Genomic DNA, 22,371 nt, shown 5'->3' on the forward strand with positions numbered 1-22,371 from the left:
CCAATCGATGATACCTCAGAGGCGGGGGCTGTGGCCAAAAGGGGAGGATGTCATGGGTCTGCTGGTCATGATCCTGGGGCTGGTGCTGTTCTTCGCCACCCATGTTTTCACGACGAAACGTAAGGCGCGTGCGCAGGCAATCGCGCGGCTGGGCGAGGGGACCTACAAGATCCTCTACACGCTGGTCTCGCTCGCGGGGCTCGTGCTGATCGTCTGGGGCTTTGGCCATTACCGCAGCTCCGGCTGGATCGACGTCTGGTATCCGCCGAAGGCGATGAAGCACATCGCGGTCGCGCTGATGCTGCCCGCGGTGATCCTGGTGGTCGCCTCTTATCTGCGCGGTCGCATCTACGCGACGCTGAAGCATCCGATGCTGGCCGGTCTCAAGCTGTGGGCTGCGGCGCATCTTTTGGCCAACGGCGATCTCGGCTCCATCATCCTGTTCGGCTCGTTCCTGGGCTGGGCTGTCTATGACCGCATTTCGCTGAAGCATCGCACCGACGCCGGCGGCCCGCCAATTCCGGTCGGCGGCGTCACCAACGATCTGATCGCGGTCGGGGTCGGCCTCGTCGCCTATCTGGCCCTGGCGTTCGCGTTCCATCCGGTGGTGATCGGCGTGCCGGTCGTGGGGGTGTAGCGCAGCCGCTCAGCGCAAGACCATTCCGCGCAGCCGTGCGCGGAACGTGACAAAAGCAACAAGCCGAGGACGTTCCGATGGATTGGTCGCAATCTCAGATCCCGCCGATGCGGCTCGAGGCGCGGTTTGGCGATCGGCTGGTGCCGGCCTTCTGCGACCGGCCGGCGAGCCTGTGGGCGATGATCGCGGATGCCTGCGCCCGCAATGCCAATGGCGAGGCTTTGATCGCAGGCAATGTCCGGCTGAGCTGGCGCCAGGCCGTCGAGCAGGCGACGCGGATCGCGGCGGGTTTTCGCAAGCTGGGCTTGCAGCGCGGCGACCGCGTCGCGATCCTGCTCGGCAACCGCATCGAATTTCCGCTGCTGCTGTTTGCCGCCGCGCATGAGGGGCTGGTGACGGTGCTGCTCAGTACGCGCCAGCAGAAGCCGGAGATTGCCTATGTGCTCGCCGATTGCGGCGCGAAGATCCTGATCCACGAAGCCTCGCTCGCCGAACGGCTGCCCGACGCGCAGGATGTGCCCGATCTGATCCACCGTATCGCCATCGACGAGGAGCCGGCCCGATCGCGTTTCGCCTTGCTCGCCGACAACGCGCCGGCATCGGCGCCGGTCGAGGTGAGTGAAGAGGACACGGCGATGATCCTCTACACCTCGGGCACGACCGGCAAGCCAAAGGGTGCGATGCTGGCCCATTGCAACATCGTGCATTCCTCGATGGTGTTCGTGTCCTGCCTGCAATTGACGCAAGCGGACCGCTCGATCGCCGCGGTGCCGCTCGGCCACGTCACCGGCGTCGTCGCCAACATCACCACCATGATCCGCTGCGGCGGCGCGCTGATCATCATGCCCGAGTTCAAAGCCGCCGATTACCTCAAGCTCGCCGCGCGCGAGCGCGTCACCTACACGGTGATGGTGCCGGCGATGTATAATCTCTGCCTGCTGCAGCCCGATTTCGACGGCTACGACCTGTCGAGCTGGCGCATCGGCGGTTTTGGCGGCGCGCCGATGCCGGTCGCGACCATCGAGAAGCTCAAGGCGAAGATTCCGGGCCTGAAGCTGATGAATTGCTACGGCGCGACCGAGACGACGTCACCTTCGACGATCATGCCGGGCGAACTGACCGAGAGCCATATCGACAGCGTCGGCCTGCCGTGCCCCGGCGCACGAATCGCGGCGATGGATCCGGATGGGCGCGAACTGCCGCGCGGCGAGATCGGCGAGCTCTGGATCCAGAGCACCTCCGTCATCAAGGGCTACTGGAACAATCCGAAGGCGACCGCCGAGAGCTTCACGGGCGGATTCTGGCATTCCGGCGATCTCGGTTCGATCGACGCAGACGGGTTCGTCCGCGTGTTCGATCGGCAGAAGGACATGATCAATCGTGGCGGCCTGAAGATCTATTCGGCCGAGGTCGAATCCGTGCTGGCCGGCCATCCCGCAGTGGTCGAGAGCGCGATCGTCGCCAGGGCCTGCCCGGTGCTGGGCGAGCGCGTCCATGCCGTGGTGGTGACGCGGGTGCCGGTGGCGGCCGGCGACTTGCGGGCCTGGTGCGCGGAGCGACTGTCCGACTACAAGGTTCCCGAGACCATGGCGATCACGGCCGACCCGTTGCCGCGCAACGCCAACGGCAAGGTATTGAAGCGGCAGCTGCGGGAGCTGCTCGGAGCTTGAGTCGGGCCTAGGCATCCGGACTGTCCCGGGTGGTTAACGCCTTGATCGGGCTCGCTTTGCCTTGCCACCGCCATATCGTTAGGGTACCTCGCCGCCACACGGGGGACGGGATTCCTGACGCGGACGCTTCGGCGCGCGCACCCGGATGGGCATGGGATTAGCATAAGTGTCTGAATTATTTGACGAAGTCGACGAGGAAGTACGTCGCGAACAGTTCAAGAGACTGTGGGACAAGTATTCGATCTACTTCATCGCCCTGATGGTGCTGGTCGTGGCCGCGGCCGCCGGCTGGCAGGGTTATAGGTACCTGGAGGCCAAGAAGGCCGCTGAGGCCGGCGGCGCCTTCGAGAAGGCCGTCGAGCTGTCCGAGCAGGACAAGCACGCCGAGGCTGAGGCCGCCTTCACCGAGCTCGCCGCCAAGGCGCCGTCGGGCTATCGCACCCTGGCACGGCTGCGCGCCGCCGCCGAGGCTGCCGCGCGCGATCCCAAGGCCGCCGCGAAGATGTATGACGATCTTGCTGCCGACCGCAGCGTCGGCGGTGAGTGGCAGGATCTGGCGAAGATCCGCGCCGCCGGCCTGGTGCTCGACAGCGCCAGCTATGCCGACATGCTGCAGCGGCTGGAGCCGTCCGCTGCTCCCAAGGCGACCTTCCGCCACAGCGCCCGCGAGATGCTGGCGCTGTCGGCTTGGCGCAACAACGACATGACCGCAGCCCGCAAATGGCTCGACGCGATTGCCGAGGACGGTGAAACCCCACCCGGCCTGCGCTCGCGCGCCGAGGCGCTCCAGGCCCTGTTGCCGCCCGTCGCCAAAAGCTGACCAAGAGCTGACAACTGACGGGCCCTCTGACGTAAACGAGACACAAGATGCGCCGTACGCCACGCTTGATCGCAGCCGCCGTCCTGATCGCCTTCACCGGCGTCCTGGGCGGCTGCTCCAGCTTCGATCCAAGCGACTTGCTCGACTTCCTCGACACCAAGAAGAAGCTGCCCGGCGACCGCAAGCCGGTCTTCCCGGAAGGTGTGCCGGGCCTCGAGCAGGGCGTGCCGAAGGATTTGTACAAGGGCGCGCAGCAGCAGCCCGATCCGAACGCGCCCGCCGTGGCGGCCTTGCCTGCGGAGCCGCCGCCCGGGTCGGCCAAGCCGGCGAAGGGCGCCAAGGCGAAGCAGACGAGGCAACCGGCGGCCGCAGCGGTTGGGCCGGCTGAAGCGCCTGCCGGCGAGGTCGACGGCGAGGCCCAGCCGGAGGCGGCGCCGCCCACGGCCGCTCCGCCGCCCAAGCACAAGATCGTCCGCAAGCGCACCACCGCGCCGCCGCCGGATCAGCCGGTCCAGCAGGCGCAACCGACCCAGACCACGCAGCAGCAATCGCAGGGCGGTTTCCCGGCGCCGCTGCCGAGCGGCAGCTTCTCGCGCTGATCATTCATTTCATTGACACGCGCAGCCCCGGCAGCGCACGAATGACCGATGTCCTTCACGATCGCCATCATCGGCCGGCCCAATGTCGGCAAATCGACGCTGTTCAACCGCCTGGTGGGACAGAAGCTCGCGCTCGTCGATGATCTGCCGGGCGTCACCCGCGACCGCCGCGAGGGCGAGGCCAGGCTTGGCGATCTCCACTTCACCATTATCGACACCGCCGGCCTCGACGAGGGCGCCAAGGGCTCGCTGACCGCGCGCATGCAGGAGCAGACCGAGGCGGCGATCGCGCAAGCCGACGCGCTGTTCTTCGTCGTCGATGCCCGCATCGGCCTCACGCCCACCGATCGCGCCTTCGCCGATTTCGCCCGCAAGGCCAACAAGCCGGTGCTGCTGATCGCCAACAAGAGCGAGGGCAAGCACGGCGATGCCGGCGCGATGGAAGCCTTCGCGCTCGGCCTTGGCGATCCCATTCAGATCTCGGCCGAGCACGGCGAGGGCATGGGCGAGCTCTACGACGCGCTCGCCAAGTTGATGCCGGAGCCCGTCGACGAAGACGAGATCGAGGACGACGCGCCGCTCTCCGAGGAAGAGGCCGCGACCCGCCCGATCCGGGTCGCCATCGTCGGCCGGCCCAATGCCGGCAAGTCGACGCTGATCAACCATCTGCTCGGCGAGGAGCGGCTGCTGACGAGCCCGGAGGCCGGCACCACGCGCGATTCCATCGCGGTCGAGATCAACTGGAAGGGCCGCGATTTCCGCGTCTTCGACACCGCCGGCCTGCGCCGGCGTTCGCGCATCGAGGAGAAGCTGGAAAAGCTCTCGGTCGCCGACGCACTGCGCGCGGTGCGCTTCGCCGAAGTCGTCGTGCTGATGATGGATACGCAAAACCGCTTCGAGGAGCAGGACCTGCGTATCGCCGATCTGATCGAGCGCGAGGGCCGCGCCATCGTGCTCGCCGTCAACAAATGGGACCTGATGGAGACCAAGGGCGGCGGCGCGATCTCGGGTCTGCGCCGTGATGCCGATCACTGGCTGCCGCAGGTCAAGGGCGTGCCTGTTGTCGCCGTGTCGGGCCTGATGGGGGAAGGCATCGACCGCTTGATGCAGGCCATTCAGGACGCCTATGCGGTCTGGAACAGGCGCGTGCCGACCTCGGCGCTCAATCGCTGGTTCGAGCAGGCGGTCCAGGCCAATCCGCCGCCGGCCGTGTCGGGCCGCAGGCTGAAGCTGAACTACATCACGCAGAACAAGGCGCGCCCGCCGAGCTTCGTGCTGTTCTGCTCGCGCGCCGACGCGGTGCCGCAATCCTATTTGCGCTACCTCACCAATTCCATGCGCGAGACCTTCGATCTGCCGGGCACGCCGGTGCGCATCACCCTGCGCGAAAAGGCCAATCCGTTCGCGCACAAGCGCAAGCGCCCGTCGTGAGCGACGGTGCCGGAGAGGCGACGGCGCAAGGCGCCGTGCCGGCGAGGGGCGGCGCGGTCGCTTTCATCTTCGTCACCATCCTGCTCGACATGCTCGCGCTCGGCGTGATCATGCCGATCCTGCCGAAGCTGATCGAGAGCTTCGTCGACAACGACACCGCGCACGCGGCCCGCATCTTCGGCCTGTTCGGCACCGCCTGGGCCTTGATGCAATTCGTGTTCTCGCCGCTGCTCGGCGCGCTGTCGGATCGTTTCGGGCGGCGGCCGGTGGTGCTGCTGTCGAATTTCGGCCTCGCCGCCGACTACGTGTTGATGGCACTGGCCCCGTCTCTGCTCTGGCTGTTCATCGGCCGCGTCGTCTCCGGCATCACGTCGGCCAGCATCTCGACGGCCTTCGCCTATATCGCGGACATCACGCCGCCGGAGCGGCGCGCGGCGGTGTTCGGCCGGATCGGCGCTGCCTTCGGGGCCGGCTTCATCTTGGGGCCGGCGCTCGGCGGCCTGCTCGGCGACATCGATCCGCGCCTGCCGTTCTGGGCCTCGGCGGCCCTGAGCTTCGCCAATGCGCTCTATGGGCTGTTCGTCCTGCCGGAATCGCTGGCGCCCGACAAGCGCGCGCCGTTCCGCTGGAGGAGTGCCAGTCCGGTCGGGGCACTGCATCTGTTGCGATCCAATGCGGTGTTGGCCGCCTTGTCGGTCGTGAATTTCATCGCGCAGGTCGCGCATGTCGTGCTGCCCTCGACCTTCGTGCTCTATGCGACCTATCGCTACGGCTGGGATTCCAAGACCGTGGGATTGACGCTGGCGATGGTCGGCATCTGCGCCATGGTGGTGCAGGGGCTCGCGATCGGCCCGATCGTGCGTGTGCTGGGCGAGCGGAACGCGCTGCTGCTCGGCCTGTGCTGTGGCGCGCTCGGCTTCGCGGTCCTGGGCGCGGCGCCGACCGGGCCGCTGTCCTGGCTCGGGATTCCCATTCTGGCGCTGTGGGGCATCTCGGGTGCCGCCTCGCAATCCCTGATGACGCGGCTCGTGGCGTCCGATCAGCAGGGCCAGCTTCAGGGTGCGACCGCGAGCGTGCAGAGCGTCTCGCAGCTCGTCGGCCCGTTCCTGTTCACGCTGACCTTTTCCTATTTCATCGGTGCGAGCGCGCCCCTGCATCTACCCGGCGCGCCGTTCCTGCTTGCGGCAATGCTGATGGTGCTGTGCGTGGCGATCGCCGTGCGGACGCTGGCGGGAACGAAGACAGCCTGATTGTCCGTCATGGCCGGGCTTGTCCCGGCCATCCACGTGCTTTCTCTCTGGTCTGAAACGTGGATGCCCGGGACAAGCCCGGGCATGACGCCGTCAAGACCTTGCACGGCAGCTACACGGTTACTTCTTCACCAGCGGACAATCGCTGTCCTTGAGCGGCTTGGCCGCGTCTTCGGGCGCGATGGTGGCAACCAGCTTGTAATAGTCCCACGCTCCCTTCGACTCCTCGGGCTTCTTCACCTCGAACAGATAGGCCGGGATGAGGCGGCGTCCGTCCTGGCGCAGCGGGCCCTTGCCGAACAGCGGATCGTCGGTCGGCAGCTCCTTCATCTTGGCGACGACCTTGGCGCCGTCATGCGGATTGCTGCCGAGCGCTTCCATCGCCTTCAAATAATGCAGGATCTCGGCGTAGAGGCCCGCGACCGTCATCGAGGGCATCGAGCCCTTGGGCGAGACCTTCTGGAACCGCTTCGACCATTCGCGGGTCTGGTCGTTGAGATCCCAATAGAAGGACTCGGTGAAGGTCAGGCCCTGCGCGGTCTTCAGGCCGAGCGAGTGCACGTCGTTGATGAACAGCAGCAGCGCGGCGAGCTTCTGACCGCCCTGGACGATGCCGAACTCGGCGGCCTGCTTGATCGCGTTGGTGGTGTCGCCACCCGCGTTGGCGAGGCCGATGATCTTGGCCTTGGAGGACTGCGCCTGGAGCAGGAACGAGGAGAAGTCCGCCGTGTTCAGCGGGTGCTTGACGCCGCCGAGCACCTTGCCGCCGGTGGCGGTGACGACCGCGCCGGTGTCGCGCTCCAGCGCATGGCCGAAGGCATAATCGGCGGTGAGGAAGAACCAGCTGTCGCCGCCCGCCTTGGTCAGCGCCTTGCCGGTGCCGTTGGCGAGCATGTAGGTGTCGTAGGTGAAGGAAACGGTGTTGGGCGTGCAGGCCTTGCCGGTAAGATCGGCGGTGGCCGCACCCGAGTTGAGCAGCACCGAGTTCTTTTCCTTGACGAGGTTGCTCACCGCGAGCGCAACGCCCGAGCTCGGCGTGTCGGCGATGGCATCGACCTTGTCGGCATCGATCCACTGCCGGGCGATGTTGACGCCGATGTCGGGCTTGTTCTGGTGATCGCCGGAGAGGACCTCAATGGTCCAGCCCTTGGCCTTCAGGCCGGAATCCTCGACCGCCATCTTCACCGCCGCGACCGAGTTCGGGCCGCCGATGTCGGCATAGAGGCTCGACATGTCGTTGAGCACGCCGATCTTGACGGTCTTGTCCTGCGCGAAAGCGGATGTTGCAAAACCGAAGGCGGCACAGGCCAGAAGGGCCGCGGAGCGGCGGGCGAACGTTGTCGTCATAAAAGGTTTCCTCCATTGTCAAATATGCGGACGGCTCTCTTGGACGGAGCCTTCGTTCCGGCTGATGGCTGTAGCCTGTCCCACGTCCCGCGGCAATGCATCTAAAGCCTGATGCTGCTGCGTCGTAGCGTCATCCGGCGGTTAACTTTTGATCAAAATGCGTTGAGACGCTATTCCAGCGCGTTCGATGTCGGCTTGAATTCCTGGACGCGCTTTCCGGCATCGGCTCCGGCGGTATAGGCATTACCCCTCGTCTCGATCAGCGCTTTGCGGGGAGCAATCGAATTGATTCAGGCGGGCGCGCGGAAGCTCATCAGCGTGCGGGTCTTGTAGTCGTAAAACTTGCCGGTCTCGGTCCAGTCAGGCGCGCACATCGGCACGATGAATTCGGCGACCTGCTCAGGCGTGTCGAGCGTCGCCGGATCCTCGCCCGGCATCAGGGTGGCGCGCATGCGGGTGCGGACCGGGCCGGGGTTGAACAGGTTGACGCGCAGCTTGGTGTTCGCGGTCTCCTGCGCCCAGGCGCGCGCCAATGTTTCCAGCGCGGCCTTGGAGGCGGCATAGGGGCTGACATAGGCGGTCGCCTTGTTGGCGGCGCCCGAGGTGATGAACACGGCGCGGCCGGCATCGGACTGCCTCAGCAGCGGCTCCATGCAGCGGATCAGCTGGAAATTGGCGGAGACGTTGACGGCCATCACGTCGTTGAAGGTCTTCAGCTCGATATGGCCGATCGGCGAGGAGGGGCCGAGCACGCCGGCATTGCCGACGAGGATGTCTAGCTTGCCGTAGCGCTCGTGCAAGCCGGCGCCGAGGCGCGCGATCCCGTCGGAATCGGTGAGGTTGAGCGGCACCAGGGTGGCGCTGCCGCCGAGTTTACGGATCTCGTCGTCGAGCTCTTCCAGCCCGCCCTGCGTGCGTGCGGCGGCAACGATATGCGCGCCGGCCTTGGCCAGAGCGATGGCCGTGGCATAGCCGATGCCGCGCGAGGCGCCGGTGACGAGAGCGATGCGGTTGGCGAGGGGTTGTGTCATCGTCGAATACTTCCGTCATGCCCGGGCTCGTCCCGGGCATCCACGTTCTTTGCGGCGGGTATTACAGACGAGGATGGCCGGGACAAGCCCGGCCATGACGAAAAAGGCAGCCTCTGACGAGCTCCCCGGGACGCCCCCTTCGTCAGCTCGCCTCCGCCAGCAGCGACAATTGCCGCGGCTGCTGCTCGGTCTGGGTCTGGTCGGTGAGGTGGGTCGGATAGGCGCCGGTAAAGCAATGATCCGAGAATTTCGGATTGGCGGGGTCGCGGCCGGGCTCGCCCATGGCACGGTACATGCCGTCGATCGACAGGAACGCGAGCGAGTCCGCGCCGATGATCTCGCGCATCTCCTCCAGCGAATGCGTCGCCGCCAGAAGACCGCCGCGGTCGGGCAGGTCGATGCCGTAATAATCGGGATACAGGATCGGGGGCGAGGCGAGGCGGAAGTGCACTTCCTTGGCGCCGGCATCGCGCATCATGCGCACGATCTTCTTCGAGGTGGTGCCGCGCACCAGCGAGTCGTCGATCAGGATGATGCGCTTGCCTTCGATCGCGGCGCGGTTGGCCGAATGCTTCATGCGCACGCCGGATTCGCGGATCGCCTGGGTCGGCTGGATGAAGGTGCGGCCGACATAATGGTTGCGGATGATGCCGAGCTCGAACGGCACGCCGGAATGCTGGCTGTAACCGACCGCGGCGGGCACGCCGGAATCCGGCACCGGCACGACGACATCGATCGGCACGTGGCTCTCGCGCGCGAGCTGGGCACCGAAGGCCTTGCGGACCTCGTAGACCGAGCGGCCGTGGACGATGGAATCCGGACGGGAGAAGTAGATGTACTCGAAGATGCAGGGGCGCGGCGCCATCGGCGGGAACGGCTTGTGGATGTCCTGGCCGTTCTCGTCGAACACGATGACCTCGCCCGGCTCGATGTCGCGAATGAAGCGCGCGCCGATGATGTCGAGCGCGCAGGTCTCCGAGGTCAGGATCGGGCAGCCGTCGAGCTCGCCGAGCACCAGCGGGCGGATGCCGCGCGGATCGCGCGCGCCGACCAGCTTCTTGTTGGTGAGCGAGACCAGCGCATAGGCGCCCTCGATCTCGCGCAGCGCGTCGATATAGCGCTCGATGAAGCGGCTGCGCCGGGAGCGCGCGACCAGGTGCAGGATCACCTCGGTGTCGGTGGTCGACTGCATCATCGCGCCGCTCTTGACGAGCTCGCGGCGCAGCGTCAGGCCGTTGGTGAGGTTGCCGTTGTGGGCGACCGCAAGGCCGCCGGCATTGAGCTCGGCGAACAGCGGCTGCACGTTGCGCAGGATGGTGGCGCCGGTGGTGGAATAGCGGACATGGCCGACCGCCATGTTGCCGGGCAGGCGGTCGATCACCTCGCGGCGGGAGAAGGTGTCGCCGACGAGGCCAAGCCGGCGCTCACTGTGAAAACGCCCGCCATCGTAGGAGACGATGCCGGCGGCCTCCTGGCCGCGGTGTTGAAGCGCATGCAGGCCGAGCGCGGTGATGGCGGCGGCGTCGGGGTGGCCGTAGATGCCGAAGACGCCGCATTCCTCGCGCAGCGTATCTCCCTCCAGATCGTCCTGAACCTCTAGCGCGGCCGGGCCCGGGCCGGCGTTTGGATCGAGATCGAATTGGGCGTCCTGGTCAGGGTGTCGCATCTCGTCCGCGCCTCTCTTTAAGGGCAATCAACGCGCCGCAGGTTTCTCGATCAGTTTCTTCAAACTGTCACGAGCAGGTTTACTGTATCCGTCGCCACTGCCCGAAGGCGGCTGCTCGGCATCAGCTTGATCATCATCTGGTTTGTTTTTCTTGAATCTCTTCAAGATGGTGTTCTCGGGGTCGTCGGGCAAGAGGGCCATCAGCCAATCCCCGGTTCCCTGCAGCACCACGCGGGATTTCGCCCCCGTGACCCAGTCCGGGCGCTGCTTGTCCGGCACCAGCCAGGTGAAGAACAGGAAGGCGACCACGACGATCAAAAGCCCGCGAGCCAGCCCGAACAGGAAGCCGAGGGTGCGGTCCAGCGCGCCGATGCGCGAATCCAGGATCATATCGGAGATCCGGACCGTAATCACGGAGACCACGACCAGGGTGCCGATGAACACGCCCGCGACCACGACGACGCTCGCCACCGTGTCGTTGTTGAAATAGGTCTTGGCGGTCGGCAGCAGCTTCGAGAACGAATAGAGCGTCACGATCGCCGCCGCGCCCCAGGCCGCGATCGACAGGATTTCGCGCATGAAGCCGCGGACCATGGCGAGCAGGCCCGAGATCAGCATCACACCGAGCAGGATCAGGTCGAGGATGGTAACTGGCATCGGCTGGTCTGGTCCGCTCGTACTTCAAAGGTGCTCTAGCGAATCGGTGTTTGGCCGCTGCCTTAAAAGAGGGGCAGACGGCGTTCCCGGCAAGGCCGCAACCACGCAATCCCATGCTGCTTTTGTGACGGCTGTATAGCGGCGGGCGCCTCCGGCGTCACCTCCACCTAACCCTCTCCACGGCGGAATCTTGCCGGTGTGGCATTTTTCTCGGCCGGCGCGTTCGATTCGCCCCGGCGAGAGCCGCGGGCGGCGATCTCGGCCACCAATGTCGTCAGGCTGTTGACCGCGTTCAGCGACAATCCGGCATCGCCGCCGCTCTCGCCGCGTGCCGATTCGGGCAGCACGGCGCGCTGGAAGCCGAGTTTTGCCGCCTCCTTCAGCCGGGCCGGGGTCTGCGCCACGGGACGCACCACGCCGGACAGCGAGATCTCGCCGAAATAAACGGCATCGGTGGGCAATTGTGCATTAACCAGGGACGATACCAGCGCCGCGGCGGCGGCGAGGTCGGCTGCGGGCTCGTGGATGCGCAGGCCGCCGGCGACGTTCAGATAGACGTCGTGACCGGACAGCTTGACCCCGCAATGCGCCTCCAGCACCGCCAGCACCATCGAGAGCCGGCTCGGATCCCAGCCGACCACCGCGCGCCGCGGCGTGCCGAGCGAGGTCGGCGCCACCAGCGCCTGCAATTCGACCAGAACGGGCCGCGTGCCCTCGATACCCGCGAAGACTGCGGTGCCGGGCGTGCCGAGATCGCGCTCGGACAGGAACAACTCAGAGGGGTTGGTGACCTCGCGCAGGCCGAGGCCCGTCATTTCGAACACCCCGATCTCGTCGGTCGGGCCGAAGCGGTTCTTCACCGCGCGCAGGATGCGGAATTGCTGCGAGCCTTCGCCCTCGAACGACATCACGGCATCGACCATGTGCTCGACCACGCGGGGACCGGCGATCTGGCCATCCTTGGTGACATGGCCGACCAGGATGATGGCGGCGCCGGTTTTCTTGGCAAAACGGATCAGCGCCTGCGCCGAGGCCCGCACCTGGGTCACGGTGCCGGGCGCCGATTCCACCGTGTCGGTCCACATGGTCTGGATCGAGTCGATCACGATCAGGCGGGGCACCGCGCCCTCCGACAGCGTCGAGACGATATCCTCGACCGAGGTCTCGGCGGCGAGCTGCACCGGAGCGTCCGACAGCCCGAGCCGTTCCGCGCGCAGGCGCACCTGCGCGACCGCCTCTTCGCCGGAGATGTAGACGACGCGGTGGCCGGCGCGTGCCAGCAGGCTGGTCGCCTGCGTCAGCAGCGTCGATTTGCCGATGCCGGGATCGCCGCCGACCAGCAGCACCGAGCCGCGGACGAAGCCGCCGCCGGTGACGCGGTCGAGCTCGGTCATCCCTGAGGACAGGCGCGGCGCGTCCGGGCTCTTGCCGGAAAGGCTCTCCAGCGCGAACGTCCGGCCCTTGCGCCTGGAGCGGATCGAGACCGGCACGCTGCCGCTGGTGTCCTCCTCGGCGAGCGTATTCCATTCGCCGCAGGACTCGCACTTGCCCTGCCAGCGGTTATAGGCCGCGCCGCAGTTCTGGCAGACGAAGGAAAGCGTGTTCTTGGCCATGGGTCGGGTGAGTCGAGGTTTCGGCTTGCTGATAGCACGGAATGGCGGGGCAATCGCCGCGCTTCGATGATCTCAGCGCGCACGCCAGATATACCTTTCATTAGCCCTGTACCGCCGTGGCCGGGTGGATTTTGCGAAGTGTTAGCGGACGCGGGTCCACGCTCGGAACCATCGGGGGGCGGCGACGAGACATGACGAGATTCCTGCGAATATTGCTCGCTGCGGGCATGGCCTGCGGCGTTTTCGCGTCCGCCGGCCCCAGCTTTGCCAAACCCCTCGAGATCGTCTTCGTCAATCCCGGCAAGACCGGCGAGGTCTTCTGGGACATGGTGGCGCAGAGCATGCAGGCCGCCGGCCGCAAGCTCGACGCGCAGGTCGAGGTGCTGACCAGCGAACGCAATTATCGCACTATGCAGGAGCTCGGCCTCGGCGTGCTGGCACGTCAGGACAAGCCCGATTTCCTCATCCTGTCGAACGAGGAATCCGCCGCCGTTCCGATCCTGGAGGCGGCCGAGGCTGCGGGCGTCAAGACCCTGCTGCTCTCGAACACGCTGATCGGCGAGGATGCGGCGCGTCTTGGACCGCCGCGGCAGAAGCTCAAGACCTGGCTCGGCGACATCACGACCGATCTTCAGACCGCGGGCGCGCGGATGGCCAACGCCCTGATCGCGGCGGCGCGTGCCGAGAAATGGCAGAGCGCGGACGGCAGGATCCATATTCTCGGCATCGGCGGCGACGAGATCACGCCCGCTTCGATCGCGCGCAACGCCGGTCTCAAGCTGGCGGTGGATGCCGCCCCTGACGTCGTGGTGGACCGGCTGCTGTTCGCCAACTGGACGCAGTCGGAGGCCGAGCGGGTCACCACGAACTATCTGGGCTGGGCCTCGCGCAAGGAGATCCGCCCCGCCGGCATCTGGGCCGGAAACGATCCGATGGCGCTCGGCGCGCTGCGCGCGGTGGTCGCCGCCGGCCTCGTGCCCGGCCGCGACATCCAGCTGGTCGGCCTCAACTGGTCGGAGGATGCGCTGCGCGAGATCAGGGCAGGCCGCCTGCTGCTGACCGACGGCGGGCATTTCCTGCTCGGCGGCTGGTCGATCGTCCTGCTGCGCGATTATGCCGATGGCTGCGATTTCGCGTCGGTCTCGCCCCGGGTCGAGGTCAAGACCTCCGCGATCACCCGGCAGAATCTCGGCTCGGTCGGTGACCTCATCAAGACGCGTGCGTTCGACCGGATCGACTTCGCGCGGTTCCGGGCGAAGGCGGGACGCTGCGGTCATTACGACTTCTCCCTCGATGCGCTGATTTCGTCCCTGCCGCTTCCCGAAGGCGCCGCCGACTGATGCGCAAGGATGAAGTGATGGGCGACGTTGAAAGCAACGAGCCGGCCGCGCCGCCGCGCTTGCGGTCGGTCGTTCGCGCCATGATCTGGGCCACCGTGCCCGTTCTGCTGCTGGTGCAATTGCTCGCTTCCGCCGGCGTCGAGGCTTCGAGCTTCTGGTCGCAGATCAGGCAGCTCGACGCCCGCATGGCCCGCGTCGCCGAGAGCCGGGCCGAGCTGATCGCCGAGCCGCTCTGGAAGATGCGCTACGATCAGGTCACTGGCGTGCTCAACGAGATCATGCACGACGAGACCATCGCGGCGGCGGCCGTCTATGACGATACGGGCGCGGCGATTGCCCGCGTGGCGGCGCGCCCCGAGGGCCGGGCGGTCGCGGAGGTCTCGCGTCCGATCCACTACAGCAACGGCAACATGGCCGTTGAGGCCGGTCGCATCGCGATCGCCTATTCCAATGCGGCGCTCTACGCGGACGCAGGCAGCCGGCTGGTGCTGCTGCTGGTCGTCGGCTTGCTCGCGACCTTTGCGACGCTGATCGCCATGCGGATCTCCGCCAACATCTTCATCGGCAGGCCGCTGGCCGCCATGATGTCGGCGATCCAGCGCAGCAAGCAGGATGGCCGGGCCTATCCGGCGGACGTCACATCCTCGAACGAATTCGGTCAGCTCGCGCGCGCCTTCAACGCCATGCAGCATACCACGTCAGGCGCGCTCGACCGGCTCGGACACATGGCCGCGCACGATCCGCTCACCGGGCTGCCCAACCGGCGCTCCCTGACCGAGCGTCTGGCCGTCGCGAGCCGCCATCGCGGCAGAGCGGACGCGCTGGTCGCGTTCTGCTTCATCGATCTCGACGACTTCAAGGGCATCAACGACACCTTCGGCCATGAGGCCGGTGACAAGCTCCTGGTTCAGATTTCCCAGCGTCTTCGGAGCGCGGTCGAAGCGCAGGATTGGGTCGCCCGGCTCGGCGGCGACGAATTCGTCGTCATCCGCCCCGAGGTGAGCAACGAGGCCTCGGCGCACGCATTCGCACAGCAGGTGCTGGCCGCCATTTCCGAGCCGATCCGGCTCCACGACAAGCAGGTGGTGCCGCGCGCCAGCATCGGCCTTGCCGTGCGCCACGCCGACGATCCGGAGCTGTCGCATCTGCCGACGCTGGCCGACATCGCGCTCTATCATGCCAAGAGCAAGGCGCCGGGCACGGTCGCCGTGCTGGATGAAGCGCTTCAGCGCGACTACCGCCGCCGCAGGGATCTCGAGCTCGCCATTCCCGCCGGCTTTGCCGAGGGACAGTTCGAGGTCTGGTACCAGAGCCAGGTCGACCTCGAAAGCCACGAGGTCGTCGGCCTGGAAGCCCTGATCCGCTGGCGTCATCCCGACCATGGCGTGATCGGTCCGGCCGAATTCCTGCCGCTGATCGAGCGCAGCGGCAACAATGGGCGGCTGACCCGCTACGTGCTGACCGACGCCTGCTGGGCGCTGCAACGCCTGGCCGCCGCCGGCCGGCCGCAGATCCGGATCGCGATCAATCTGCCGCCGTCCGAGCTCGCCGACCATTCGCTCGCCGCCGCGCTGCGCGCGACATGTGCACGCTTCGATGTTGCCGCCTCGCTGCTGGAGCTCGAGATCACCGAGGGCTCGCTGATCAACAACATCGCCAGCGCCGCCGAGACGCTGCATCGGCTGCGCCGCTTGGGTGCCACGATCGCGCTCGACGATTTCGGCACCGGCTACAGCTCGCTCGCGCATCTCAGGCGCTTCCCGCTCGACAAGGTCAAGATCGACAAGGCGTTCATCAGCGAGATTCCCGATAGCGCCGAAGACAAGGCCATCGTCGGCGTGATCGCATCGCTCGCCGGCACCCTGGGACTCACGCTGGTCGCCGAGGGCATCGAGCGCGCCGAACAGGCCGAGGCCATGCGCGAGATGGGGGTGAGGTTCGGGCAGGGCTATTTGTATCAGCGGCCGCAACCGCTCGACGCCGTGCTGCGATGGCTAAAGACGCAGCCGGCGGCCGAGAGCCGAATCCTCGCCGACAGCCCCTCGATCGCGCCCGAATTCGCCTGAGCGCGGGTCGCTACGTCTGCGTCGCGTTCCACAGCATGGAGAGCCCGGCCGCGATCATGATCGCGTCCATCAGCAGGCGGAACATGTCCGGCCTCAGGTGCAGCACGAAGCGCTTGGCGATGAAGGCGCCCGACATCAGCGAGGCGCCCGCGATCAGGCCCTTCATGAAGACCTCGCCGGTCAGCGCGCCGAAACGTTCGAAGGTCACCGACTTCGCGAAATAGAGACCGAGCGAGGAGGCGGCTTCGGTGGCGAGGAAGGCGCCTTTGGACAGGCCGTAGAACAGGAACAGCGGCACGCTGAGCGGGCCGGTCGAGACCACGATGCCGGTGAGATAGCCGATGACCGCGCCGCCGATCGCCAGATGCCAGAGATTGGCCTTCAAATCGTGCCGCGCCAGGAAGTGCCGGACCGGCACCATCGCGATCAGGAAGACGCCGATGGCCAGGTCCACGGCATGTGCGGGCAGCGCCAACAAGGTCCGCGCGCCGAGCACGGCGGCCGGAATGCCCGTGGCCGAATAGGCCGCGCAAGCCCGCCAATCGACTTCGCGCCACCAGGCCAGGATGCGCGAGAAGTTCGCCATCACGGACGCCACCGCCATGATCGGCACCGCCTCCTTCGGCCCATAGGCATAGACCAGCACCGGCATCAGCATGATCGACGAGCCGGTGCCGACGATGCCTGAGATGGTGCCGGCGACGAGCCCGACGCTGAGGACGAAGAGAAAGGCCAACACGGTCTCCACGAATCGGGAGAGTTTAGCCCCTGGCAGCGATACCGGCGATCCGCGCCGGGCGAGGGAACCTGTGCTGCGCATGCCGGTGTGAGCTCCGGCTCCGAGGCGTTCGATGCAAGCGGCTCCGCAGCGACAATTGCGCGTTGCGGCGACACGCCGTCACGGAGCATGGCCGCAAACGCCGCCGACAAAGGTGTTGCCGGTGAGGCTGATGAGCTCCGTCGCCATTCACGGGTCATCCTCTCCGGAAAGGGCGCGAGATTCCAGACGAAGGTGCCCGAGATCAATTTGGGTCTCTTCGGCGATGGAGTGGCTGAATTTCGGTCTGATCTTGCGGCGCGCTGTGCGAGTTGCCATCATCCATGCAAACCGCGATCATGATGCCGTGACCCTCACGTCTCTCAGATGCAACGTCCGCCGCCTTTACGAGGGTGCAACGTCGAGCGGCGTTCGCTTCCGCTATGCCCTGCTCGTCTTCGACATCGTGACGGTGCTGTTCATCATCGCAACCTCATTCCTGCAGCCCAGTGAGATCATTGAAACGCTCGATGTCCTGTTCGGCGTCATGCTACTTGCCGACTTCTCGGCTCGGCTCCTCGTCGATCGGCATCCGTTTCGAAAATTCGCTGAAATCGCAACGTGGGCCGACATGGTTGCGATCGTATCCTTCCTGGCGCCGCTTGCCGGCGAGGCGGGCGGTTTTCTCCGGATCCTGCGAACCTTGGGGCTGCTTCGTGACTACCAGATGCTGGTGAGGTTGCGCATCGATTCTCCGTTCTTTCGTCGCAACGAAGACGTCATCTTCGCCGTTACGAACCTGGCAGTCTTCATATTCGTCATGACCGGGATCGTTTACGAGACTCAGAAATTTCGCAACGACGAGATCCGGAACTATGCCGACGCCCTGTATTTCACCGTCACGGCACTGACGACGACCGGCTTTGGCGACATTACCCTGTCGGGCACGGTCGGTCGTTTGATAACCGTCGTGATCATGATTTTCGGCGTAACGCTGTTCTTCAATCTCGCCCGCGCGCTCCTCAGTCCCAACAAGGTGCGATTTCCGTGTCCGGCTTGCGGGCTCCAGAGGCATGACGCCGATGCGGTGCATTGCAAGGCCTGTGGAACTCTTCTCAACATTCCGGATGAAGGGGCAGTCTGAACAGCTCTCGCTGCTGGCGACGCCGCCAATGCGCGCTTGCTCGACGCTTTCGATCGGGATGCGGTGCCTGTAGACGTCATCGACGGAAGGAACTTGCGGTGAAGGTCACCGCAGCACCACCCATGCCGGTGCGTGATCGCTGGCACCTTCCTCGCCGCGGATCTTCTTGTCGACACCAGCCTTCGCCAACCGTGAAGCCAGGGCAGGGCTGAGCAGGAGATGATCGAGCCGCAGGCCCGCATCGCGCGGCCAGCGGTTCCGCTTGTAGTCCCAGAACGTGTAGATGCGCTGGCCCGGGTGCAGCTCGCGCACCGCGTCGCACCAGCCTTGTTCGACCAGCGACGCAAAGGCCGCGCGGCTCTTGGGCTGGACCAGCGCATCCTTGTCCCATGAGCGCGTCGGATAGATGTCGATCTCGGTCGGCGCGACGTTGTAGTCGCCGGCGAGCACGACGGGCAGATCCTGCTTGATGAAAGTGTTGGCGTGACGCCTCAGCCGCGCGAACCAGTCGAGCTTGTAGTCGAATTTCGGTCCCGGCTGCGGATTGCCGTTGGGCAGATAGATGCTGGTGACGATGATGCCGCGCACGGCGGCTTCGATGTAGCGGGCTTCGTGATCCCCGGGCTTTCCCGGCAGGCGGTCGCGGGTGAGAATGGGACCAGTGCCGCGGGCGAGGATGGCGACCCCGTTCCAGGTTTTTTGTCCGCGCCACACCGCGCCGTACCCGGCTTTTTCGATCGCGGCCGCCGGAAATTCGCCATCACTTGCCTTCAATTCCTGAAGCGCGACGACATCGGGCTTTGCCGCGCGCAGCCATGCCAACAGGTTGGGCAGGCGGCGGTTGACGTTGTTGATGTTGAATGTCGCGATCTTCATGTAGAGCTACCGGCTCCTGCCTTCCGTACCCGGAGACACAATGTCCAAGTTGAGCTTTGCCGCCATCGCCTTCGTCGTCGCGTTCTCCGGGGTCGCGGCACAGTCAGCCGAAACGCGCGGCGCGTGCAAGGCGGACTACGACAAATTCTGCGCCGGCATCGCGCCGGGCAGCGGCATCGTCGCCTGTCTCAACGCCAAGCGCGACCAGCTCAGCGCCACCTGCAAGACGGCGCTGGACAGCAGAAAGAAGAAATAATCCTCGTGTCCCGGACGCGCGGAGCGCGAGCCGGGACCCTGAGGGCGATACGGTACACTGTTGAGAGATGGGCCCCGGCTCTGCAGCGCATCGCTGAAGGAGCGCTGCACTGCGTCCGGGGCACGAGAGCGTCGCCTAACTCGGCAGCGGCGGCAACGCCGGCGGCTGCTCGATCGGCGGCGGGGTAGGCGGCTGCCCGGCGTTCGACGCGGGCTCCGGCTTCACCAGCGGCTCCTCGACATTGCCGCCCTTGTAGATGCGGGCATAGCGGTGGCCGAGGCTGGTCAGCACCTCATAGCCGATGGTGCCGAAATGATGCGCGAGCTCGTCGACGGTGATGCCCTCGCCGAGCAGCGTCACCATATGGCCCCGCCGCGCCGCGTTCGGCGGCAGATCGGTGATGTCGATCGCGATGAGATCCATGGAGATGCGTCCCGCGACCGGGCAGCGCTTGCCGGCGACGATGACCTCAGCGCCGCGGGTGCCGTCATTGGAGCTGGCGGCGCGGAAATAGCCGTCGGCATAACCGACTGCGATGATCGCGAGCTTGGTCGGCCGCCGCGCGGTCCAGGTGCCGCCATAGCCGACGCTCTCGCCGCGCTCGATGGTGCGGGTCTGCACGATGCGCGCCTTGAGGTCGACCACCTGCTGCATCGGATTGTCGGCCTCCGGCGTCGGGTTGACGCCGTAGAGGGCAGCCCCCGGCCGCACCAGGTCGAACTGGAAGGGCGCGCCCAGGAAGATACCGGAGGAATTGGCGAGCGCGGCCGGCACGCCGGCGAATTCGCTGGCGATGCTGCGGAAGGCGGCGAGCTGCCTGGCATTCACCGGGCTGTTGAGCTGCTCGGCCGAGACCAGATGGCTCATCACCAGCGTGATGCCGTGATCGCCGGCGTTGATGCGGGGGATGATGGCCTGCGCTTCGGACAGCGTCAGGCCGAGCCGGTTCATGCCGGTGTCGATGTGGATTGCAGCCCCTCCGTTCCAGCCGGTGCGGCGGCAGAACACGTCCCATTCGGCGAGCTCGTTGAGATCACCGATCACCGGGCGGCAATTGATCTTGGCGTAGTGCTCGCCGGTGTTCTGGAAATAGCCGCCGAGCACGTAGATGGTGGGCTCGGGAACGGCCGCGCGCACCTTGCGCGCTTCCTCGATGGTGGCGACGAAGAAGGTCTTGCAGCCGGCCTTGTTCAGGGCACGCGCGACCTGCTCGGCGCCGCAGCCATAGGCGTCGGCCTTGATCACCGCCGAGCATTCGGCCGGCACCGCCGTCTTCTCGAGCTTGCGCCAGTTGGCAATGACGGCGTCGAGATCGACGGTCAAGACGCCGCCATAGGCGGCGAGCGCGGCAGCCTGGTTGGCCTCGGCAGAGAGAAGGCCGGATTGCGGATGGGTTTTCGGGTCGGACGCCATTGTCATGGTGCCGTTTTACGCAAGAGACCCGCGCGGTTCAACCCAAGGAACCTAGTAGTCGCTGCTGCGGTCGGGCAATTGACCGTCATGCGCGAGGTCGCCGAAGCGGGTGACCGAGGCGTCGAAGTGCAGCTCGACCGTGCCGGTCGGACCGTGACGCTGCTTGCCGATGATGACTTCGGCGCGGCCGACCGTGCGCTCCATGTCGGCCTGCCATTTGGCGTGTTCCTCGGTGCCGGGGCGGGGCTCCTTCATGGCAAGGTAATATTCCTCGCGGAACACGAACAGCACGACGTCGGCGTCCTGCTCGATCGAACCGGATTCACGCAGGTCCGACAGCTGCGGCCGCTTGTCGTCGCGCGATTCGACCTGACGCGAGAGCTGCGACAGCGCGATGACGGGGACGTTGAGCTCCTTGGCCAGCGCCTTCAGGCTGGTCGTGATCTCCGTGATTTCCTGCACGCGATTATCGCTTCGCTTGCCTGAACCCGAGAGCAGCTGGATGTAGTCGATCACGAGCAGATCGAGGCCCTTCTGGCGCTTCAGCCGGCGCGCGCGCGCCATCAGCTGCGCGATCGACAGGCCGCCGGTGGCGTCGACATAGAAGGGCAGCGACTGCAGCTCGATCGAGACCTGGCGGATCTTCTCGAAATCGGCTTCCGTGATGCCGCCGCGGCGGATGTGGGAAGAGGGGATGCCGGTGCGCTCGGCGACGATACGCGTGGCGAGCTGGTCGGCCGACATTTCGCAGGAGAAGAAGCCGATCACGCCGCCGTTGGCGGCCTTCATGGTGCCGTCGGCCTGAAGCTCCGGCACATAGGCCTTGGCGACGTTGTAGGCGATGTTGGTGGCCAGCGACGTCTTGCCCATGCCGGGACGCCCCGCCACGATGATGAGGTCGGAGTGCTGCAGGCCGCCCATCTTGGTGTCGAGGTCGCGCAGGCCCGTGGAGATGCCCGACAGCTTGCCGTCGCGCTGGAATGCCTTGGCCGCGAGATCGACCGCGACCGTCAGCGCCTGCGAGAATTTCTGAAAGCCGCCGTCATAGCGGCCGGATTCGGCGAGTTCGTAAAGCTTGCGCTCGGCGTCCTCGATCTGCGCCCGCGGCTGGAAGTCGACCGGCGCGTCATAGGCGACGTTGACCATGTCTTCGCCGATGCCGATCAGGTCGCGCCGGAGCGACAGGTCGTAGACGGTGCGGCCGTAATCCTGGGCGTTGATGATGGTGGTCGCTTCGGCGGCAAGCCGCGCAAGATATTGCCCGATGGTCATGCCGCCGACATCGGTGTCGGCGGGCAGGAACGTCTTCAGCGTGACGGGCGTCGCGATCTTGCCCATCCGGATCAGGCTGCCGGCGGTCTCGAAGATGGTCTGGTGCAGCGGCTCGAAGAAATGCTTCGCCTCCAGGAAGTCGGAGACGCGGTAGAAGGCATCGTTGTTGACCAGGATCGCGCCCAGAAGGCTCTGTTCCGCCTCGATATTATGCGGCGCGCTCCGATAGGCGGGAGTTCCGGCATCGGGCGCGAGTTTGAGAACGTTCGAATCAGTCAGGGCCATGGTCGGACGTGCTTAGCAATTTTCTTGGGCGGATGCGGGGCCGGGATAAAGCGCCGCCTCGGTGCAAAGCGGAAGCGAAAGCTGGCCGCTATCAACCGCTCAGTGAAAGTGGTGGATGATTAGCAGTCGCGGCACGCGCCGCGCTTGACGGATTTTTGCGGAACCGGCTCCGCCTGACGCGGCTGCGACCGCGCCACGGAAAAATCCTGAAACCATGAACTTTATGGATTGGCGCGCAGAC

19 protein-coding genes are annotated in these 22,371 nt (G+C 66.0%); 10 read left to right on the plus strand and 9 right to left on the minus strand.

Annotated elements, in window-relative coordinates; all coding sequences use genetic code 11:
• The first annotated feature begins 52 nt into the window (after nucleotides 1-52).
• The 6 genes from D6B98_RS17870 (at nucleotide 53) to D6B98_RS17895 (ending at nucleotide 6,407) form a co-directional block, all read left to right on the plus strand.
• Nucleotides 53-637 (plus strand): NnrU family protein, encoded by a 585-nt coding sequence (locus D6B98_RS17870; protein ID WP_126258248.1) that lies wholly within the window; start codon nucleotides 53-55, stop codon nucleotides 635-637.
• Nucleotides 638-714: 77 nt separating this feature from the next.
• Nucleotides 715-2,307, plus strand: a complete 1,593-nt coding sequence (locus D6B98_RS17875) for a class I adenylate-forming enzyme family protein (protein ID WP_126258249.1) — start codon at nucleotides 715-717, stop codon at nucleotides 2,305-2,307.
• Between the two features lie 166 nt (nucleotides 2,308-2,473).
• Nucleotides 2,474-3,127 (plus strand): tetratricopeptide repeat protein, encoded by a 654-nt coding sequence (locus tag D6B98_RS17880; RefSeq protein WP_126258250.1) that lies wholly within the window; start codon nucleotides 2,474-2,476, stop codon nucleotides 3,125-3,127.
• 47 nt (nucleotides 3,128-3,174) lie between these two features.
• Nucleotides 3,175-3,726: a hypothetical protein gene (locus D6B98_RS17885; protein WP_126258251.1), complete on the plus strand. Its 552-nt coding sequence runs from the start codon at nucleotides 3,175-3,177 to the stop codon at nucleotides 3,724-3,726.
• Nucleotides 3,727-3,774: 48 nt separating this feature from the next.
• On the plus strand, nucleotides 3,775-5,157 hold the full coding sequence (gene der / locus D6B98_RS17890) for a ribosome biogenesis GTPase Der (RefSeq protein ID WP_126258252.1): 1,383 nt from the start codon (nucleotides 3,775-3,777) through the stop codon (nucleotides 5,155-5,157).
• Nucleotides 5,154-6,407: a TCR/Tet family MFS transporter gene (locus D6B98_RS17895; RefSeq protein ID WP_126258253.1), complete on the plus strand. Its 1,254-nt coding sequence runs from the start codon at nucleotides 5,154-5,156 to the stop codon at nucleotides 6,405-6,407. The genes der and D6B98_RS17895 overlap by 4 nt, the downstream gene beginning before the upstream one ends.
• Nucleotides 6,408-6,527: 120 nt before the next feature.
• Here the strand turns inward: D6B98_RS17895 and D6B98_RS17900 are convergent, their stop codons facing one another.
• The 5 genes from D6B98_RS17900 to radA all read right to left on the minus strand — a co-directional run bounded on the left by D6B98_RS17900 (nucleotide 6,528) and on the right by radA (nucleotide 12,721).
• Nucleotides 6,528-7,754, minus strand: coding sequence for an ABC transporter substrate-binding protein (locus D6B98_RS17900; RefSeq protein ID WP_126258254.1), 1,227 nt, complete (start codon nucleotides 7,752-7,754; stop codon nucleotides 6,528-6,530).
• 290 nt (nucleotides 7,755-8,044) lie between these two features.
• Nucleotides 8,045-8,785, minus strand: a complete 741-nt coding sequence (locus D6B98_RS17905; RefSeq protein WP_126258255.1) for an SDR family NAD(P)-dependent oxidoreductase — start codon at nucleotides 8,783-8,785, stop codon at nucleotides 8,045-8,047.
• A gap of 142 nt (nucleotides 8,786-8,927) precedes the next feature.
• Nucleotides 8,928-10,451: an amidophosphoribosyltransferase gene (purF, locus tag D6B98_RS17910; RefSeq protein ID WP_126258256.1), complete on the minus strand. Its 1,524-nt coding sequence runs from the start codon at nucleotides 10,449-10,451 to the stop codon at nucleotides 8,928-8,930.
• A 27-nt stretch (nucleotides 10,452-10,478) separates the two neighbouring features.
• The gene (locus D6B98_RS17915; RefSeq protein WP_126258257.1) at nucleotides 10,479-11,108 is read right to left on the minus strand and encodes a CvpA family protein; all 630 of its coding nucleotides are present in this window, start codon (nucleotides 11,106-11,108) and stop codon (nucleotides 10,479-10,481) included.
• Between the two features lie 167 nt (nucleotides 11,109-11,275).
• Nucleotides 11,276-12,721, minus strand: a complete 1,446-nt coding sequence (gene radA / locus D6B98_RS17920) for a DNA repair protein RadA (RefSeq protein ID WP_126258258.1) — start codon at nucleotides 12,719-12,721, stop codon at nucleotides 11,276-11,278.
• Nucleotides 12,722-12,912: 191 nt separating this feature from the next.
• On the opposite strand from radA, the gene D6B98_RS17925 reads away from it, so the two are divergent.
• Nucleotides 12,913-14,061 carry an ABC transporter substrate-binding protein gene (locus D6B98_RS17925; RefSeq protein ID WP_126258259.1) on the plus strand — a complete coding sequence of 383 codons (1,149 nt, stop codon included), beginning with the start codon at nucleotides 12,913-12,915 and terminating at the stop codon, nucleotides 14,059-14,061.
• 17 nt (nucleotides 14,062-14,078) lie between these two features.
• Nucleotides 14,079-16,127 carry a putative bifunctional diguanylate cyclase/phosphodiesterase gene (locus D6B98_RS17930; protein WP_205680493.1) on the plus strand — a complete coding sequence of 683 codons (2,049 nt, stop codon included), beginning with the start codon at nucleotides 14,079-14,081 and terminating at the stop codon, nucleotides 16,125-16,127.
• 10 nt (nucleotides 16,128-16,137) lie between these two features.
• Here D6B98_RS17930 and D6B98_RS17935 read toward each other — a convergent pair whose 3' ends face one another.
• Nucleotides 16,138-16,863: a sulfite exporter TauE/SafE family protein gene (locus D6B98_RS17935; RefSeq protein WP_126258261.1), complete on the minus strand. Its 726-nt coding sequence runs from the start codon at nucleotides 16,861-16,863 to the stop codon at nucleotides 16,138-16,140.
• Nucleotides 16,864-17,251: 388 nt separating this feature from the next.
• Here D6B98_RS17935 and D6B98_RS17940 point away from each other — a divergent pair, with 388 nt between their 5' ends.
• On the plus strand, nucleotides 17,252-18,028 hold the full coding sequence (locus D6B98_RS17940; RefSeq protein WP_126258317.1) for a potassium channel family protein: 777 nt from the start codon (nucleotides 17,252-17,254) through the stop codon (nucleotides 18,026-18,028).
• 105 nt (nucleotides 18,029-18,133) lie between these two features.
• On the opposite strand, the gene D6B98_RS17945 is transcribed toward D6B98_RS17940, so the two are convergent.
• Nucleotides 18,134-18,904, minus strand: coding sequence for an exodeoxyribonuclease III (locus tag D6B98_RS17945; RefSeq protein WP_126258262.1), 771 nt, complete (start codon nucleotides 18,902-18,904; stop codon nucleotides 18,134-18,136).
• A gap of 40 nt (nucleotides 18,905-18,944) precedes the next feature.
• Between D6B98_RS17945 and D6B98_RS17950 the strand changes: the two genes are divergently transcribed.
• A complete protein-coding gene (locus tag D6B98_RS17950) occupies nucleotides 18,945-19,160 on the plus strand; it encodes a cysteine rich repeat-containing protein (RefSeq protein WP_126258263.1) in 216 nt (71 codons plus the stop codon).
• A 135-nt stretch (nucleotides 19,161-19,295) separates the two neighbouring features.
• Here the strand turns inward: D6B98_RS17950 and alr are convergent, their stop codons facing one another.
• Both alr and D6B98_RS17965 read right to left on the minus strand, forming a co-directional pair.
• Nucleotides 19,296-20,573: an alanine racemase gene (gene alr / locus D6B98_RS17960; protein ID WP_164718695.1), complete on the minus strand. Its 1,278-nt coding sequence runs from the start codon at nucleotides 20,571-20,573 to the stop codon at nucleotides 19,296-19,298.
• Nucleotides 20,574-20,624: 51 nt separating this feature from the next.
• Complete coding sequence (locus D6B98_RS17965; RefSeq protein ID WP_028136855.1) at nucleotides 20,625-22,130, minus strand: replicative DNA helicase; 1,506 nt, start codon at nucleotides 22,128-22,130, stop codon at nucleotides 20,625-20,627.
• Between the last annotated feature and the right edge of the window lie 241 nt (nucleotides 22,131-22,371).

Origin of the sequence: Bradyrhizobium sp. LVM 105 (genome assembly GCF_003957705.1) — a bacterium.
GTDB lineage: Bacteria > Pseudomonadota > Alphaproteobacteria > Rhizobiales > Xanthobacteraceae > Bradyrhizobium > Bradyrhizobium frederickii.

Bases quoted from the DNA above. Each gene is read 5' to 3' on its own strand.
- D6B98_RS17925 (WP_126258259.1), top strand. From the start codon at position 12,913: ATGACGAGATTCCTGCGAATATTGCTCGCTGCGGGCATGGCCTGCGGC.
- radA (WP_126258258.1), bottom strand. From the start codon at position 12,721: ATGGCCAAGAACACGCTTTCCTTCGTCTGCCAGAACTGCGGCGCGGCC.
- der (WP_126258252.1), top strand. From the start codon at position 3,775: ATGTCCTTCACGATCGCCATCATCGGCCGGCCCAATGTCGGCAAATCG.
- D6B98_RS17945 (WP_126258262.1), bottom strand. From the start codon at position 18,904: ATGAAGATCGCGACATTCAACATCAACAACGTCAACCGCCGCCTGCCC.
- D6B98_RS17870 (WP_126258248.1), top strand. From the start codon at position 53: ATGGGTCTGCTGGTCATGATCCTGGGGCTGGTGCTGTTCTTCGCCACC.
- D6B98_RS17950 (WP_126258263.1), top strand. From the start codon at position 18,945: ATGTCCAAGTTGAGCTTTGCCGCCATCGCCTTCGTCGTCGCGTTCTCC.
- D6B98_RS17875 (WP_126258249.1), top strand. From the start codon at position 715: ATGGATTGGTCGCAATCTCAGATCCCGCCGATGCGGCTCGAGGCGCGG.
- D6B98_RS17885 (WP_126258251.1), top strand. From the start codon at position 3,175: ATGCGCCGTACGCCACGCTTGATCGCAGCCGCCGTCCTGATCGCCTTC.
- D6B98_RS17915 (WP_126258257.1), bottom strand. From the start codon at position 11,108: ATGCCAGTTACCATCCTCGACCTGATCCTGCTCGGTGTGATGCTGATC.
- alr (WP_164718695.1), bottom strand. From the start codon at position 20,573: ATGGCGTCCGACCCGAAAACCCATCCGCAATCCGGCCTTCTCTCTGCC.
- D6B98_RS17930 (WP_205680493.1), top strand. From the start codon at position 14,079: ATGGGCGACGTTGAAAGCAACGAGCCGGCCGCGCCGCCGCGCTTGCGG.
- D6B98_RS17965 (WP_028136855.1), bottom strand. From the start codon at position 22,130: ATGGCCCTGACTGATTCGAACGTTCTCAAACTCGCGCCCGATGCCGGA.
- D6B98_RS17905 (WP_126258255.1), bottom strand. From the start codon at position 8,785: ATGACACAACCCCTCGCCAACCGCATCGCTCTCGTCACCGGCGCCTCG.
- purF (WP_126258256.1), bottom strand. From the start codon at position 10,451: ATGCGACACCCTGACCAGGACGCCCAATTCGATCTCGATCCAAACGCC.
- D6B98_RS17900 (WP_126258254.1), bottom strand. From the start codon at position 7,754: ATGACGACAACGTTCGCCCGCCGCTCCGCGGCCCTTCTGGCCTGTGCC.